The organism is Faecalimonas sp. LCP19S3_D12 (assembly GCF_052121495.1).
Taxonomy (GTDB): domain Bacteria; phylum Bacillota; class Clostridia; order Lachnospirales; family Lachnospiraceae; genus Faecalimonas.
Window position 1 is genome coordinate 1 of record NZ_JBQKED010000003.1, and the last position, 15590, is coordinate 15590.

A 15590-nucleotide genomic window follows, 5' to 3' on the forward strand; every position below is an offset into this window, starting at 1 on the left:
CTTTGTAAGATATTCATAAGTCTATTATGCAGGAAAAAGGAAGAAAAAGAAACCCCCTAACCCCTCAAGATTGAGGGGAAGGGGAGCTGAATAGGCGAAGCCTATTTTTTAATACATTGGCCGGGATTGAATAAAGAGAGGACTTTGAGTACATGGAAGGCTTTGGAGGAACTATATAAGGCTGGGCTGATTCGGGCAATCGGTGTCTCAAATTTTGAGATCAGTCAGCTGGAGATTTTGTTAGAGAACTGTGAAATTCCTCCGATGATAAATCAAATCGAGCACACTCCTTTTTTGCATGATGAACAGTTGAATTCTTTTTGTAAAAAGAATAAAATTCAAATTATGGCATGGGGACCATTGCTTCGTGGAAAAATGGAGGATGCTGGAATTAAAGAAATAGCCAGCCGCTACGCAAAAAGTCCGGCTCAATTATTGCTTCGATGGAATATTCAACAGGGAATTATTCCGATTCCAAAAACGAAAAACAGTTCAAGGCTGATAGAAAACATTTCAGTATTTGATTTTCAAATTGAGCCGGAAGATATGGCAAAATTAAATGCAATGAATGAAAATATCAGAACAAGCTATAATCCGTTGGAATATGATTTTTAATTGTGGATATGTTCATTTTCAAGTTGCATTCGTTTCAGTTCAGGCAGTATGAGATAGAGCATTACGATAAAACACAAGCTTCCGCCGATAATGTTTGAGACCGGTTCGGCGAGGAAAACGCCATCAGAGCCTATATGAAGCGCATATGGAAGCAGGTAAGTCAGTGGTATCACGATCAATACTTTTCGAAGAAGTGAAAAGAAAATTGCCTGCTTCTTTTTGTTGAGTGATTTGAAAACGGTCTGTCCGATATACTGCAGGTCCATAAAGATGAATGCAGCGAAATATGTTTTTAGGGCAGGGATGGTATGGCTTGCCAATGATTGATCAGAGCTGAAGATGCTGATGAGAAATCTTGGAGCGAACAGGATAACACTCCAGGCAATCCCAGTATACAAAAGAACCAAAAATGCCATTTCAATACCACATTTTTTAACTTTTTCCGGTCGTTTGGCTCCGTAATTATAACTTAAAATAGGGGAGGAACCTTCCGTAATTGCATAGATGGGGGTCTCCACTATTTGGCGAATGCTGGATATAATTGTCATGACGGATATATATACATCACCTCCGAGGTGTGCCAAAACGCTGTTGCAGCAGATTGTCACAAGACTATTTGTGAGCTGCATAATAAATCCCGCGCTCCCAAGGCTCATAATATCCTTGATATCAGCAATGCAGGAGTGCATTTTGCGGAGTGAAAAAAGCCGGACTTTGATCTCGGCGCGGCGTTTTAGAAAATAAAGCACAAATGCGGCAGATGCAACCTGAGAGATGACGGTTGCAATTGCGGCTCCCGGAACACCGAAGTGAAATACAAAGATAAAAATTGGGTCTAAAATAATGTTTGCAACAGCTCCGATTGTAACGGAATACATACCGGCAGCAGCATACCCCTGAGCGTTGATAAATGGATTCATCCCTGTAGTGATCATGGATGGAAGTGTTCCAATCAGATAGATCATCAGATATGGATAGGCATATTTTAGCGCATCTTTGGAGGTACCGAATAATAAGAGAAGAGGATTTGCAAAGAGCATGCCGACAAGCATCAGGATCAAAGAACAGCCACAGAGCAGCGTGAAAGAAATTCCCATGATTTGTCTGGCGTGTTCGACATCTTTTTTCCCTCTGCAGATTGAAAAAATCGGTGCGCCACCGGTGCCAAGCAGATTGGCAAAGGCGGTGATTATTACAATAATCGGAAAGCATAGACCGACAGCCCCAAGAGCGGTAGTCCCAATATCTGGAATACGAGCGATATAGATGCGGTCGACAATGTTGTATAACAGTGCTAATAATTGAGCAATCAGCATCGGGAAAGCCGCATTTAAAAGATTACTTGTTGTGTTTCCATTTTCAAAATCAATTCGTTTCATCTGTACGTTTCCCCCTTGTGTTTTTCAGTGATATATAATATATAAATTTATTATAATATACCCTAAAATATATGGCAATTGTAGGAATTAACAAGCAGATGTGCAAAAACGGTATAAAAAATATGAAATTTGCTTTCTTTTAGAAAGATATATATGGTATAATTTTCTAAACCGAAAGTCAATCATTCAGAAAAGGGGAGTACGATATGGAGAATCAAAAACAGCGTGTTTATGACGCACTAGATCAACTGAAAATAAAATATGAGGTCGTGGAGCATGAACCGGTACATACAATGGAGGATATGGATCGATTGGGGTTGCCACAAAAAGGTACATTGTGTAAAAATCTCTTTTTAAGAGATGCAAAAGGGAAACGACACTTTCTCGTAACCTGTGATGAGAAGAAGACCGTGGATTTGAAGACGTTGGGAAGACAGTTGGGGGCAGGAAATTTAAGCTTTGCTTCGGAAGACCGTTTAGAAAAATATCTAGGGTTAAAACAGGGAAGTGTATCACCGTTTGGATTGATGAATGACACAGAACATGCAGTGGAATTTTTTATTGACAAGGATTTGAGCCGATGTAAGAGCCTTGGAATCCATCCGTTAGAAAATACAGCAACCGTATTTTTGTCATTCAAAGATTTAGATAAGTTTTTGTGGAATTTGGATGTGGATGCTATGAAGATTAAGCTGTAGAACAGTATGAATATAACAAGTTCAATCGGTTTTGGGACGCTTTGAATGCAATCTAGATGAAAAAGTGTTTTAGAAAAAAGGCCGGAGGCTTAGGTGCTTCCGGCTTTAGTTTACATCTATGACGGCCAGTTCGTCATTAAAATGGTCACTGTAATGCAGTTGATAATCGTCCGTAATAAAGACAGCCTGTACATCCGGCAGGCTGTTGATCAGTTCCATGCCTTTTTCTAATCCAAGTGCAAAGCAAGTTGTGCTCAGACCGTCACCGTCTACGGATTTGTCTGAAATAATCGTGACAGAGATTAAAGAATTATCGTAAGGATATCCGGTCTTTGGATTTAAAATATGATGATAAAAATTTCCATCTTTTTCAAAATAGCGTTCGTAGATACCAGAAGAAACGACAGATTTGTCGTTTATCTCTAAAGCTGCAATTGTCTCGCTGCGTTCGGCAAATGGTTTTTGAATGCCAATGTGAAATGGTGATCCATCTGGTTTTTTGCCGATGCAGAGTGTGTTACCGCCAAGGTCAATGATGGCGCTTTTAACCCCTTTGGAGATCAAAAACTCTTTTATCTGATCTGCGATATATCCTTTGGCAATTGCTCCGAAATCAAGTCCCATACCATCTTTTGCAAATCGGATTTGGTCTCCTTCCAGTGTAACATTTTCATAATTTACCAAAGGAAGCGCATTTTTCAAAGCGGCATCATCCGGAACGATTTTCTCATCTGAAACAAAATCCCACATAGAAGAGATCGGTTCGATGGTAATATCGAATCCGCCACCCGAAAGACGGGAATAATAAAGTCCTTTTGAGACTAAATCTGCAAAATCTGAGGATACTGTAAATGCCCCGTCGTTTTGTGGTAAAGTCTTGTGATTCAGCTTGTAAAGCTCGCTGCTTTCTTTCGTACGGCTGAAGATATTCTCATATTTATCGCAGATTGCAAGTGCATCGTCCAACAGTGTCTCATCTTTTGAATCATAGATTTTTAAGGTGACGACAGTGTTGAGTTTAAATGCAGTTTTAGAAATTGGCTCCGTGCTGTCGGCTTGATCTGGATGGATAAGCACGAAGATAAGAATCAGGAAAAAAATGCAGGCAACACAAAAGGTCAGAATTCTTTTTTTAGTCTGTTCCATAAATATAATAGTCCTCCTTGTCAGTGAGTTTATTATAAGCGTTTCAAAAAGAACTTGCAATGAAAAGTTCTTTTGAAATTTATATTGAAAAAGAGTATATGCTTGGATATACTGAAAAGAAAAAGGGGGCAGTGATTATGAGAGCAATGCATCCGGTAAAGGTGTTTTCAACAGACAATGCGATTAGTGCTGAGATGGCAGCAGGTCTGTTGCAGAAAGAGGAAATCCCATGCTATATAAAGGATTTGGAGACGGGAGATTATCTGAGTATCTATATGGGATATTCTGTATTTGGAAAAGAGATTTATGTAGATGAAGAGGACTATGAACGGGCAAAAAGACTGCTGGATTCGGTCACCCCTGACAAATCCAATGTTGAGGAGGATTTAAAGGTAAAGAAAGCCAGGACGCCGAGAATCGCAGCGTGGTTTGCTTTGGTTATCATAGTGGTGCCGATTATTATTGCCTTGATTAATAGTGTGTGGAATTAAGTGGATGCAGGAGCGAAAGCTCCTGCATTTTTATGTGGTTTCGCAGCCATTTTTTGTAGATATTTGTGAATATGGGTTGACAGATGCGCACTCTGTGCATATACTGTGTATATAAATATAAACAGTATATGCACAGGAATAAACAAGGAGGAGTGGAGATGGAAGCATTACTACATGTGAATCATTTGGAAAAGAATCTGGATGAATTTGTGTTAAAAGATGTGAATCTGACGTTGCAGCCGGGATATATTATGGGATTGATTGGTGTGAATGGCACAGGAAAGACAACACTGATACAGACAATTTTAAATTTGTATAAGAAAGACGCGGGAGATGTTTATGTTAACGGCTATTCAATGGAGGAACAAGAGCGGGAAGCGAAGGATCAGATTGGATTTGTGCTTGATAAAAATGTGTTTGAGGAATCATTGAGTGTGTGGAAGAATGCAAAGCTTTTTGGAAAGTTATATTCTAGATTTGATGAAGAAGTTTTTCGAGAATGCTGCGAACGATTTCAGGTGCCGCTCAATCAGAAGGTTGGAAAACTGTCGACAGGATATCAGGTGCGGTTTCAGCTTGCATTTGCACTTTCTCATGATGCGAAACTTTTTATTCTGGATGAGCCTGCATCAGGATTGGACCCATTATTTCGAAAAGAATTGATGAGATATCTGCAGGAAATTGTGGAAGATGGAACAAGAAGCGTACTTATGTCCACGCATATCACAGAAGATTTGGATCGCATCGGAGATTATATATTGCTGATGAAAGATGGACGGATTGTATGGGACTTACAAATAGAAGAAGTGCGGGAGCGTTATCTGATCGTCTATGGCACAAAAGAAGAGGTAGAACAGTTTCGGCAAGGAAAAGTGATCTACAAGTCTTTTGGAGAATACAAAAATTATGCATTTATCAAAAAAGATAGGAATATCGATTATGGCGGATATAGGACAAAGCAGCCTTCACTGGAAGAAGTGATGTACTGCCTGGAGAAGGGAGGATACGAAGATGTATAGAGTGATGCTGATGGTGATGCTGAAAGATATGTGGAGATATATGAAGAAAGAGAAATTTGCTCTGCTTTGGTATATGTTAATAGTAGCCATTGCTTTTCAAAATATGGCGGTGCTTTTGGGAATAGAGACAGTACAAATCATTAGCATAAATCTACAAATGGCAGATTTGAAAAAAATGATTTTAGTCTGTGCAGTTTTTTCCCTTATATGTATTGTTCAACTGATGCGTGGCATTCCACTTCGTATTTGTAAAGCAATGTATCTATGCCCGGCAGGAGAAAAAGAGAAGGAACGATATTTATTCGGAATGCTTGTTGTGAAAGTTGTCGTCGGAATGATTTTTATTGGAGTATCTTTAAAATGTTTGGTAGGAGTCGCATTTTGGGGCGGAGATATCATGTTTACGGTTATAATGTATGGACTTTGTTTTTTTACGCTGCTAAATGTGAGTCTGACTTTTCGAATGGGTGATACCGGGGAGCGAAGAGTCGATGAAAATGGATATGTGATTCAGACAAAGACAGAGATTGTCGTAAAAGTATACTGGACGTGTATACTTCTGGTACAATGGGTCATTCTCTTTGCGGACACGGTTATCGCAATGACCCCTCTGGTGAGAGGAATCATTTGGGGAGTTTGTTTTTTGATAAATCTGTTTTTTGTCGTGGCGTATGTGGGAGGCTTTTTGAAGGAGATCCTTTTATATGAAAATGTCTATTGTCAGAGACCAAAAAGAGACGATGTGCAGTATGATATTTGTTAATAACGAGAGGAGGAACAGACTTGGAAATTATCATACGGGAAAATGACAGTTTGCCAATCTATGAACAGATTGTGCGGGAAGTAAAAAAGGCGATTATTAAAAAAGAGATTATGCCGGGAGATATGATGCCTTCCATCCGAGCGCTTGCCAGAGAGCTGGAGATTAGTGTTATCACAACAAAACGCGCATATGAGGAGCTTGAAAAAGAGCAGTTGATCTATTCGGTGGCGGGAAAAGGATTTTATGTAAAAGCGAGAAACAGAGAATTGCTGAAAGAAGATCAGATCCGCCAGATAGAAGAAAAGATGATGGATGCGGTGGAACAGGCAAAGGAGATGGGAGTGTCTCTTCGGGAGCTGAAAAAAATGTTGGAAATGTTTTATGAGGGAGGGCGATAGTATGTCTGGAGTATTACAATGTGAGCATGTGGCGCGGTCGTATCAGGGATTTGCATTAAAACCAATGTCATTTGAGATTGAAAAAGGATATCTGACAGGACTTGTGGGTGTAAATGGAGCGGGGAAATCTACGCTTTTGAATATTCTGGCAGGTATTGATGACAGGTATCAGGGAGAGGTCATCATTGCCGGGAAAAATCTGCGGACCGAGTATGAGGAAGCAAAGCAGAAGGTGGCGCTGGTATCCGAGAAGCTTTCATATTTTATGGATAAGACACCTTTGGAAAATGGTGAATTGCTTGGGGTTTATTTTGAACGGTGGAGTATGGAGGAATTGTATCTTTGGCTGGATCGGCTGGAAGTACCGAAAGGACAGCCGATTTATCAGCTTTCTAAAGGAATGTATATGAAATATCAACTCGCCTTTGCAATGTCTTATCAGCCGGAGTTTTTGCTGCTGGATGAGCCGACGGCAGGATTCGACCCGGTATTTCGAAAGGATTTCATCGGAATCATACAGGATATCAGAGATCGGGAAATCGGTGTGCTGATGTCCACTCATATTATCAGTGATATTGATCAGATTGCAGACTATGTAATGCTTATTGATGATGGAGAGTTAAAGTTCTCCAAGACAAGAGAGGAGCTTGGAAATCATTCTATACAGGAACTGATAGGACAATATGGACATAAGAAAGCGACAGTCAGAGATCTTTTGAGGAGGGAATGAGATGAGAGAAATGTATCGAAGAGAGAAGCGGAGAATACGGTTTGAAAGATGGAGTTGGCTTTCAGTTAGTTGGGGGCTGTATGCTATGACATTACTGGGGCAGGCACCGTCGCCGTACTCACCGGATTATAAGGAAATTCAGAATATGATATTAGATTTTGATGCAGGAGCATTGATTTTTCTAGGGATCTTTCTGCTCTTATCTGTAAACGATACTCTCTTTTTTATACGAGAGCAGGGAAAGAAAGTTTATTTGTTAGAAAAATATGTAATTGTACCGATACATAAGAAGAAATTATATGAAGTGTGGGTGAGAATATTTTTGGAAACTATTCTTTATTATATAATCGGTGCAAGTTGCATTTACACAATCATGACAATCGCAAATAACTGTATATTTTCTCCTGCGGTTCTTTGTTTCGGCGCTCTAAAGGTGCTTGGTGTTCTGATTATTCTGATGCTTTTCTTTATTGTGTTTTTGGATTTGTATCAGGAACACCAGCTTCGAAAAAAATAGAGGGACGGAATCTTTCGGAATTCTTAAGATTTTCATGGCGGGAAACTTAAACTTTCTAAGCTACAATACAATTAAATCAAATGAAGTAACGAAAGGATGAGTATTATGATCATGCAAAAGAAAGGATTTTTATTATTTTTATGTTCCCTGATTCCGGGAGCGGGAGAGTTATATATGGGATTTAAGAAACGCGGTGTCAGTATGATGGCAATCTTTTGGGGAATTGTCGCACTGGCATGTGTATCGGGATTAGAATGGTTTGCACTGGCGCTTCCGGTTGTCTGGGCATATAGTTTTTTCCAGGTACACAATTTGAAATCTTTGCCGGAAGAAGTGTTCTACCTGCAAAAAGATGAATATGCATTTCACTTTGGCTATGTCTTGGAACACAAACGAGAGATGCTGAAAAAGTATCGGGTAGTGATTGCAGCAGTATGTATTTTACTTGGAGGTTCGGTGTTGTTCCATACTTTTGGAGATATTTTATATTATTTACTTCCGATGCATTTGGCGGATTCATTTGCTATGGTAAGTGGAATGATAAAAAATGCAGTTGTGGCGGTTGTCTTTTTAGGCGGTGGTATTTACCTTGCCGTAAACAAAGAGAAATGGCAGGATTTTTTTGAAAAAGAAAATTAAGAAAAATTGCGGGCGATAGGAAACTTTCGTCCGTATTTTTATGCACTTCAAAGGTGGAAAAAGGTGAGATTTTGGGATATACTGTAGCAAAATGCAAGTGGAAGGGAAAGTAGAGCAGATATGAGTAAAAAAATTACAGTTGCAGGAATTGGTGGCGTTGGAGGATATCTTGCCGGAATGTTGGCGGATACCTATGATGAAGTTTCATTTATTGCGAGAGGTGAACGAAAGAAAAGTCTCGAAGAGAATGGGCTTGTATTACACAGTGAATATCACGGAGAAGTAATTGCTCATCCAAAGAAAGTGGTGGAGCGAGCAGATGAGCTTGGGATACAAGATTATATTTTTATATGTGTGAAAAATTATTCTTTAAAAGAAGTTTGTAAGTCACTGAAAGGCTGTGTGGGAGAGCGGACGATTCTGATTCCGGTCATGAATGGCGCGGATCCGGGAGAGCGTGTGAGAAAATATATTGGAAAAGGAATGGTTGTGGATTCCTTGATTTATATCTTATCCTATACGAAGGAGGATTTTTCAGTAGTGCAGAAAGGGAATTTTGCTGATATTAAGATTGGAATTTCCAATGCGAATGAGAGGGAGAAAAAGGCAGTAGAAGACGTATACCAGTTGCTGAGAGGGGCGAAGGTGGACTGCGTTGCTGCGGAAGATATTGAGGCAGAGATTTGGAGAAAATACATATTTAACTGTGCGTACAATGTGCTAACCGCTCATTATCGGCAAAATGTCGGAGAACTTCGTGCAGATGCAAAGAAGCGGGAAGAGTTTCGCCGATTATTGCAGGAGGCTTATGAAGTCGGGAAGGCAAAAGGAGTGCATCTGGAGGAAGAAGATATAGTAAGGCACCAGAATCGATTTGAAAATAAACTTGCAGATGATGCGACAAGTTCACTGCAAAGAGATGTGGAGGATGGGAAGCACAATACAGAGCTTGAGACATTTTGCGGATACATTGTCCGTGTGGGGAGAGAGCTTGGGGTAGATGTTTCGCTCACGGAGAAATTTTACAGGATGGATTCGTGAGTGCGTATTTTCTAGAAATCAGGATTGCAAAAAAGGAGCAGGTATGCTAGTATAGATTCATTCCCACAGAGATTCTATCTGTGGGATATTTCAAAAGGCTTTTTGCCGTTCAGGAGGGATTCCCTCATGTTACCAGTTTAAATAATAATAGATAAAGTTTGCATGGAGTCTCTTGCTCAACTTCTCTTTTTTTCGTATACTTAAATAAGGGAGATTTTCTGTTTATCTGAGATTTTTCCATGTGAATGGAAGGGAGAATTTTATGTCAGGAAAAGAAAATCGAGAAATTAAAAATAGTGTATTTGTAGATTTATTTTATGAAGATGAGTCAGCAGAAGCAAATGAGATTGCGCTTTTTAATGCAATTTATGGTGAAACACTGCCAGAGGGAACTGTAATTCGCAAATTTCGGGTAAATAATATTATCTATATGAATTTTCAAAATGATATTTCATTTGATGTAGGTGGGAAAGTAGTTGTATTTGGAGAACATCAGTCTACTATTAATGAAAATATGCCACTTCGAAGTCTTTTGTATATCGGTCGTGCTTATGAGCAGATAGTGCCAATTCGTGATCGGTATAAGAGAAAACTTGTTCCACTTCCAACTCCGGAGTTTTATACTTTTTATAATGGAAAGGGAAAATGGGGAAAAGAAAGAGAGTTGCAACTATCAGATGCATATATTGTAAAGGATTCAGAACCAAGTTTGCAATTGAAAGTGAAAGTCATAAATATCCGTTCTAATGAACATCATGAAATATTAGAGAGATGTCCAATTTTAAAGGAGTACAGTGAGTTTATGGAAACGGTTGAGAAGTATCAGGCGGGTGGTGTGGAGGAGCCTTACAAGAAGGCAATTCAGGAATGCATTGAAAGAGGAATTCTTGCGGACTATTTAAGAAGAAAGGGAAGCGAGGTTTTAAATATGTTAGTGGCTGAATATGATTATGAGATGGATATAGAAGTTCAGAAAGAAGAGGCGTTTGAAAGTGGAAAGGAAGAGGGACAGGCAATTGGAAAAGAGAAAGGGATGGATATGCTTGGAAAACTTGTTCAGTGTTTGTTGGAAGATGGTCGTACTAACGAATTGAAACTTGCAACAGAAGATAAGGAATTTCAGAAAAAGCTTATGGAGGAGTACGGAATCGGAGATGTGAAAGAAACTGAGTAAAAAGAAGGGAAAGCTGCTCCAGTGGCGCAAGCTTCCCCAAATGTAACTTAGATAATTTTTGTTGTCCATTTTGTGCAGTCCCAAACTTCATTTACGACGTCGCGGTAAAATTCCGGTTCGTGACAGATGAGAAGGACACTGCCTTTGTATTCCAGTAAGGCGCGTTTTAATTCGTCTTTGGCATCTACGTCGAGATGGTTGGTTGGCTCATCTAAAAGCAGGATATTTGTCTCGCGGTTGATCAATTTGCAGAGACGTACTTTTGCCTGTTCACCACCGCTTAACACACGCACCTGACTTTCGATATGTTTTGTCGTCAGACCACACTTGGCAAGGGCGGAACGTACTTCATACTGAGTATAGGAAGGGAATTCCTGCCAAATCTCTTCGATACAGGTTGTTTTGTTGTCTGGTGCAGATTCTTGTTCGAAATATCCAATCTGCAGATTTTCACCCAGTTCGACGGAACCGCTCAATGGTTTGATCAGGCCTAAGATACTTTTTAATAAGGTTGTTTTTCCGATTCCGTTTGCGCCGACCAATGCAATTTTATGTCCGCGTTCCATAGATAAAGTCAGAGGTTTGGAAAGTGGTTCGTTGTATCCAATGACTAAATCTTTTGTCTCGAAGATATATTTTCCAGGAGTCCGTCCCTGTTTGAAATGAAATTCCGGCTTTGGACGTTCTGCCGCAAGTTCAATGACATCCATTTTATCCAGTTTTTTCTGGCGGGACATCGCCATATTTCTTGTGGAAACACGAGCTTTATTTCTGGCAACAAAGTCTTTCAGCTCGCTGATTTCCTGCTGTTGGCGTTTGTAGGCCGCTTCAAGCTGGGCTTTCTTTACGGCATACACTTCCTGAAAATGATCATAATCGCCAACATAGCGGTTCACTTCCTGATTCTCCATGTGGTAGATAATGTTGATGACTTCGTTCAGGAATGGGATGTCATGAGAAATCAGGATAAATGCATTCTCGTAGTCAATCAGATAACGTTTCAACCATGCGATGTGTTCTTCATCCAGATAGTTTGTCGGTTCATCTAAAAGCAGGATGTCCGGTTTTTCCAAAAGTAGTTTGGCAAGCAGTACTTTTGTGCGCTGACCGCCACTTAAATCGGTTACGTCTTTCTCAAGACCGATATCCAAAAGACCGAGTGCGCGGGCAACTTCCTCGACCTTTGCATCAATGACATAAAAATCATGCAGCGTGAGTGTGTCCTGAATTGTTCCCAGTTCTTCCATGAGCGTCATCATCTCTTCTTCGTCTGCATCTCCCAGAGAGTCACAGATGGTATTCATTTTTTCTTCCAGTTCAAATAAATATGCAAATGCAGATTTTAGAACGTCCTGAATGGTCATCCCTTTTTCCAATACAGTGTGCTGATCGAGATATCCGACGCGGACATTTTTTGCCCATTCGATCTTGCCCTCGTCAGGCTGTAGTTTTCCGGTTACAATATTTAAAAATGTGGACTTTCCTTCACCGTTTGCTCCGACCAGACCGATATGCTCGCCCTTTAAAAGACGAAACGAGACGTCGCCGAAGATGGCACGGTCACCAAATCCATGTGATAAATGTTCGACATTTAAAATACTCATTTCGAAACTCCTTATTGTTGATAATTTAATTGATGTATATTGTCAATTAAAATTATTTTACACGATAAATAGAGTTTTGTCATCAAACTTCTGCTAAAGAACATCTTTTACAATGCGGAGAATGTTTTTTGACCAGATTTTTTCCAGTTGCCGTTCGGTGAATCCTCTCTTTTGCAATTCTGCGTATAGACGGTCAATCTGACCGATATCTGTCAGTTCTAATTTGCCGTCATCAAATCCATCGAAATCAGTTCCGATTGCCACCGCATCTTCTCCGCCGATATAAAACAGATGGAGAGCGTGTTCTGCCAGAGCTGAAACGGATGCGTGTCCGGCTGGGTTTACAAAATATGGATAAAAATTCAATCCGATTACGCCTCCTTTTTCTGCCAGTGCACGAATCATGTCGTCAGTCAGATTTCTCGGGTGCTCACAGAGTGCTCTTGCATTGGAGTGGGAGGCGACAATCGGTTTGGAGCTGGTGCTTAGCACATCCCAAAAGCCACCGTCTGATAAATGTGACACATCGATTAACATTCCGAGGGAATTCATTTGCTCAACTACCTCAAAGCCAAATGGTTTCAATCCTTTCTGCATGATTTTGCGGTCTTTACTGTTTGGAGAGCCAATGCAGTTTTCTTCGTTCCAAAGGAGCGTAACCAAACGGACTCCTTCCTGATAGAGCGTGTGTAAGCGATTCATTTGGCTATCCAAAATACCGCCTTCCTCGATCGTCAGAAAAGCGGAAAGTTTTCCCTGCGCCTGATTTTTGTCAAATTCCAAAAAATTTCGTGCGATTGCGATTGCATCTTTGTTTTGAACAACCTCTTGCTTTATGCGTGCAAGCATTTGCATAGCATAGTCATAGCCTTTCGTATAACGATCAGTTCCCTCAAATTGCTTTAGATAAATGAAACAGGCAAAAAACTGGGCAGTACTCTCGGCTCGTTTCAATTTTTGTAAATTTACACAAAACGGATTATCGTTTAATGTGGTCCCGTTTGTCTCCATCAATTTCCAAATGGTGTCGCAGTGCATATCAATCAAATTCATATTTTTTTACTCCTTGCATAATCTGTATTGTTATAGTCTACTCTATTATAAAAAGGATGTATATATGAAATCAAAAATTGGAATTGTTATTTGTGGGTTGATGGGGGAAAAGCAGTTTGTGAGTGACGCCTATATAAAGGCGGTGAAGTCGGCAGGAGGTCTCCCGATTATTCTGCCGCTTGTCAAATCAAATGAAGTGATTGCGGACTATGTGAAACTGTGCAGCGGTTTTCTGTTTTGCGGCGGCGGTGACATTACGCCGCTGCTTTTTGGAGAAGAGCCGGCACGTGGAATCGGGGAGACGGACATTGCGTTGGATCTGTTTCAGATTCGACTTATGAAATCGATTCTTAAGAGCAAAAAGCCGGTGCTTGCCATCTGTCGTGGCATGCAGATTTTAAATGTAGCTTGTCATGGTACGATCTGTCAGGATATAGAACTTCGAAAAGAACCTTCAATCAACCATATGCAGACAAGCATTTCGCGAAAGGATATCAGCCATAAAGTGAATACTGTTGCTGGCAGCAGGCTGCACCGGATTATCGGAGAGTTTGCCTACACAAACAGTTTTCACCATCAGGTAATCGGGGAGGTGGGGGAAGCGCTGCAAGTTACCGGAAGAACGGCAGACGGTGTGATTGAGGCAATCGAAATGCCATCGCACCCCTTTGTGTTAGGGGTACAATGGCATCCGGAAAGCATGTATGAAATTTCATCAGACATGCGCTATCTTTTTCGCGCATTTATGCATTTTGCGGAGAAATAAATTCGCAATCTTAGTACATCATACTATTTAATACAGATGGATCAAATAGTAAGGAGAAAATGATGATAAAAAAGCCGACAACCAAAAATGCCCCGGATATCAAGAGCAGTACGACCAGTTTCATCCGTTCTTCTTTCGCAAACAGGCTGTTTTTTGCATGTTTTGTCCCTTTGTGAATCAGATAATTTCCGATTGTGAGTAAAAGCGGAATAGCAGCTCCGTACATCACATACATTCCAATCGAGATCAAAGGGATTCCATTGTCTGTCATGGTCGACATTTGGCTTTGGAACATCTCATTTGAGTACATGGATTTCATTGCGAAAATACTAAGCAGCGGCATGGCGTTGTTGATTGCATGAAACAGCGCTCCGTAAATCATATTGTCGGTCTCATATACAATGTAGCCGAGCATAATGCCAAGCAGTGCCGTCGGAACAAATCTCCAAATACTTCCGTGAAATGCACCGAAAATCAAGCCTGTGACAACGATGGCGATCCATTTGTTTTTTCCATTGTCAAAGCTGTGCATTACAACACCGCGAAATACGGCTTCTTCACAAATTGCAGGTGAGATGGACACAATCACAAAAGAAATTATAAATGTCAAACTTGCAAATTCCATTCCAAGACCCTGACTGACACCGATCACTTCTTCAGGGAAAAAGTATGCGATGATCATGGTGATGATCATAATTGCAAGAAATGATCCAATCCAAAGTAAAATCGTCCCAAAAACAGCCGAAAGTTTTGGCTTGTGAATTGGAAAGACTTGTTTGAAATCACCTCTGACAACAGCAGTAAGAGCGACCGCAAGTACAAGCAGAAGTATTTCGTTTAGCAAAGTACCGTAAAGTCCAAGATTTGCGCCTAAGATTGGACTTACGAAAAATACACAGACAGCTGACAAGATCAGCATGATGATTCCGTGATACACTTTCAGTGTTTTTCTGTTTTCTTCCATATAAAAAATATCCTTCCTAAATTATTTTACTCTCATTATAGCATATTATCTTTCAATACTGACATACTAAACTTGGAAACTTATTATAAATTTTTCATTATGAGGAGGAACCCATTATGTCTGATATTTCTATTTTAGATTTACAGAATCTCCGTCATCTGATCGGCGGGTATGAAACGACACACTGCAAAATGACTGATTATGCAAATCAGGCGCAGGATGCTGAGATTAAAAAACTTTTTCAGGATGCAGCGGATTCTGCAATGAAAAATAAACAAGATCTGATGAAATTTTTGTAAGAGGGAGGAAGTAGAATGAACGAGAAAACAATGGTATCGGATGCACTTGTCGGTGTAAACGGAGAGTTGAAAATGTTTGGAGAGATGATTCCGCAGACAGAGAACAAAGAGTTAAAACAATGCCTGAAACAGATTCGAAGCGAATGTGAAATGTCACAGGAAAAATTATATCAGGTGGCGCGTGAAAAGAGTTATTATGTTCCTGCCGCGAAGGCAACACGTGAAGAAATCGATCATGTAAAAAATATTTTGACACAACCATCTATGAAATAACATTGGTATGAATTTCAGGCA

At 40.2% G+C, this 15590-nt stretch carries 19 protein-coding genes; 14 read left to right on the plus strand and 5 right to left on the minus strand.

Annotated elements, in window-relative coordinates; genetic code table 11:
* Positions 1-111: 111 nt before the first annotated feature.
* On the plus strand, positions 112-615 hold the full coding sequence (locus ACTQXY_RS01290; RefSeq protein ID WP_441658030.1) for an aldo/keto reductase: 504 nt from the start codon (positions 112-114) through the stop codon (positions 613-615).
* On the opposite strand, the gene ACTQXY_RS01295 is transcribed toward ACTQXY_RS01290, so the two are convergent.
* Positions 612-1994, minus strand: coding sequence for an MATE family efflux transporter (locus ACTQXY_RS01295; protein WP_441657949.1), 1383 nt, complete (start codon positions 1992-1994; stop codon positions 612-614). The two genes, ACTQXY_RS01290 and ACTQXY_RS01295, sit on opposite strands and share 4 nt — an antisense overlap.
* A gap of 206 nt (positions 1995-2200) precedes the next feature.
* Here ACTQXY_RS01295 and ACTQXY_RS01300 point away from each other — a divergent pair, with 206 nt between their 5' ends.
* Positions 2201-2692 carry a YbaK/EbsC family protein gene (locus tag ACTQXY_RS01300; protein ID WP_441657950.1) on the plus strand — a complete coding sequence of 164 codons (492 nt, stop codon included), beginning with the start codon at positions 2201-2203 and terminating at the stop codon, positions 2690-2692.
* Positions 2693-2797: 105 nt separating this feature from the next.
* Here ACTQXY_RS01300 and ACTQXY_RS01305 read toward each other — a convergent pair whose 3' ends face one another.
* Positions 2798-3838, minus strand: coding sequence for an FAD:protein FMN transferase (locus ACTQXY_RS01305; protein ID WP_441657951.1), 1041 nt, complete (start codon positions 3836-3838; stop codon positions 2798-2800).
* A gap of 59 nt (positions 3839-3897) precedes the next feature.
* Between ACTQXY_RS01305 and ACTQXY_RS01310 the strand changes: the two genes are divergently transcribed.
* The 9 genes from ACTQXY_RS01310 to ACTQXY_RS01350 all read left to right on the plus strand — a co-directional run bounded on the left by ACTQXY_RS01310 (position 3898) and on the right by ACTQXY_RS01350 (position 10610).
* Positions 3898-4329, plus strand: coding sequence for a putative signal transducing protein (locus ACTQXY_RS01310; RefSeq protein WP_071143854.1), 432 nt, complete (start codon positions 3898-3900; stop codon positions 4327-4329).
* Positions 4330-4487: 158 nt separating this feature from the next.
* Complete coding sequence (locus tag ACTQXY_RS01315) at positions 4488-5348, plus strand: ATP-binding cassette domain-containing protein (RefSeq protein ID WP_441657952.1); 861 nt, start codon at positions 4488-4490, stop codon at positions 5346-5348.
* Positions 5341-6111 (plus strand): hypothetical protein, encoded by a 771-nt coding sequence (locus ACTQXY_RS01320; protein ID WP_441657953.1) that lies wholly within the window; start codon positions 5341-5343, stop codon positions 6109-6111. The genes ACTQXY_RS01315 and ACTQXY_RS01320 overlap by 8 nt, the downstream gene beginning before the upstream one ends.
* A 20-nt stretch (positions 6112-6131) precedes the next feature.
* Positions 6132-6509 carry a GntR family transcriptional regulator gene (locus ACTQXY_RS01325; RefSeq protein ID WP_441657954.1) on the plus strand — a complete coding sequence of 126 codons (378 nt, stop codon included), beginning with the start codon at positions 6132-6134 and terminating at the stop codon, positions 6507-6509.
* 1 nt (position 6510) lies between these two features.
* The gene (locus ACTQXY_RS01330; protein ID WP_441657955.1) at positions 6511-7239 is read left to right on the plus strand and encodes an ATP-binding cassette domain-containing protein; all 729 of its coding nucleotides are present in this window, start codon (positions 6511-6513) and stop codon (positions 7237-7239) included.
* A 1-nt stretch (position 7240) separates the two neighbouring features.
* Positions 7241-7756 carry a hypothetical protein gene (locus ACTQXY_RS01335; protein ID WP_441657956.1) on the plus strand — a complete coding sequence of 172 codons (516 nt, stop codon included), beginning with the start codon at positions 7241-7243 and terminating at the stop codon, positions 7754-7756.
* 105 nt (positions 7757-7861) lie between these two features.
* Positions 7862-8395: a hypothetical protein gene (locus ACTQXY_RS01340; protein WP_022249909.1), complete on the plus strand. Its 534-nt coding sequence runs from the start codon at positions 7862-7864 to the stop codon at positions 8393-8395.
* Between the two features lie 120 nt (positions 8396-8515).
* Positions 8516-9436, plus strand: a complete 921-nt coding sequence (locus ACTQXY_RS01345) for a 2-dehydropantoate 2-reductase (protein ID WP_441657957.1) — start codon at positions 8516-8518, stop codon at positions 9434-9436.
* 262 nt (positions 9437-9698) lie between these two features.
* Positions 9699-10610, plus strand: a complete 912-nt coding sequence (locus ACTQXY_RS01350) for a hypothetical protein (RefSeq protein WP_441657958.1) — start codon at positions 9699-9701, stop codon at positions 10608-10610.
* 47 nt (positions 10611-10657) lie between these two features.
* Here the strand turns inward: ACTQXY_RS01350 and ACTQXY_RS01355 are convergent, their stop codons facing one another.
* On the minus strand, positions 10658-12214 hold the full coding sequence (locus tag ACTQXY_RS01355) for an ATP-binding cassette domain-containing protein (RefSeq protein ID WP_441657959.1): 1557 nt from the start codon (positions 12212-12214) through the stop codon (positions 10658-10660).
* A 93-nt stretch (positions 12215-12307) separates the two neighbouring features.
* Positions 12308-13267 carry a membrane dipeptidase gene (locus ACTQXY_RS01360; protein WP_441657960.1) on the minus strand — a complete coding sequence of 320 codons (960 nt, stop codon included), beginning with the start codon at positions 13265-13267 and terminating at the stop codon, positions 12308-12310.
* 64 nt (positions 13268-13331) lie between these two features.
* Here ACTQXY_RS01360 and ACTQXY_RS01365 point away from each other — a divergent pair, with 64 nt between their 5' ends.
* Positions 13332-14033, plus strand: coding sequence for a gamma-glutamyl-gamma-aminobutyrate hydrolase family protein (locus ACTQXY_RS01365; RefSeq protein WP_441657961.1), 702 nt, complete (start codon positions 13332-13334; stop codon positions 14031-14033).
* A gap of 10 nt (positions 14034-14043) precedes the next feature.
* Here ACTQXY_RS01365 and ACTQXY_RS01370 read toward each other — a convergent pair whose 3' ends face one another.
* On the minus strand, positions 14044-14997 hold the full coding sequence (locus ACTQXY_RS01370; RefSeq protein ID WP_441657962.1) for a CPBP family glutamic-type intramembrane protease: 954 nt from the start codon (positions 14995-14997) through the stop codon (positions 14044-14046).
* 116 nt (positions 14998-15113) lie between these two features.
* Here ACTQXY_RS01370 and ACTQXY_RS01375 point away from each other — a divergent pair, with 116 nt between their 5' ends.
* Complete coding sequence (locus tag ACTQXY_RS01375; RefSeq protein WP_004611293.1) at positions 15114-15296, plus strand: hypothetical protein; 183 nt, start codon at positions 15114-15116, stop codon at positions 15294-15296.
* A 15-nt stretch (positions 15297-15311) separates the two neighbouring features.
* A complete protein-coding gene (locus ACTQXY_RS01380) occupies positions 15312-15569 on the plus strand; it encodes a spore coat protein (protein ID WP_004611292.1) in 258 nt (85 codons plus the stop codon).
* Positions 15570-15590: the final 21 nt, after the last annotated feature.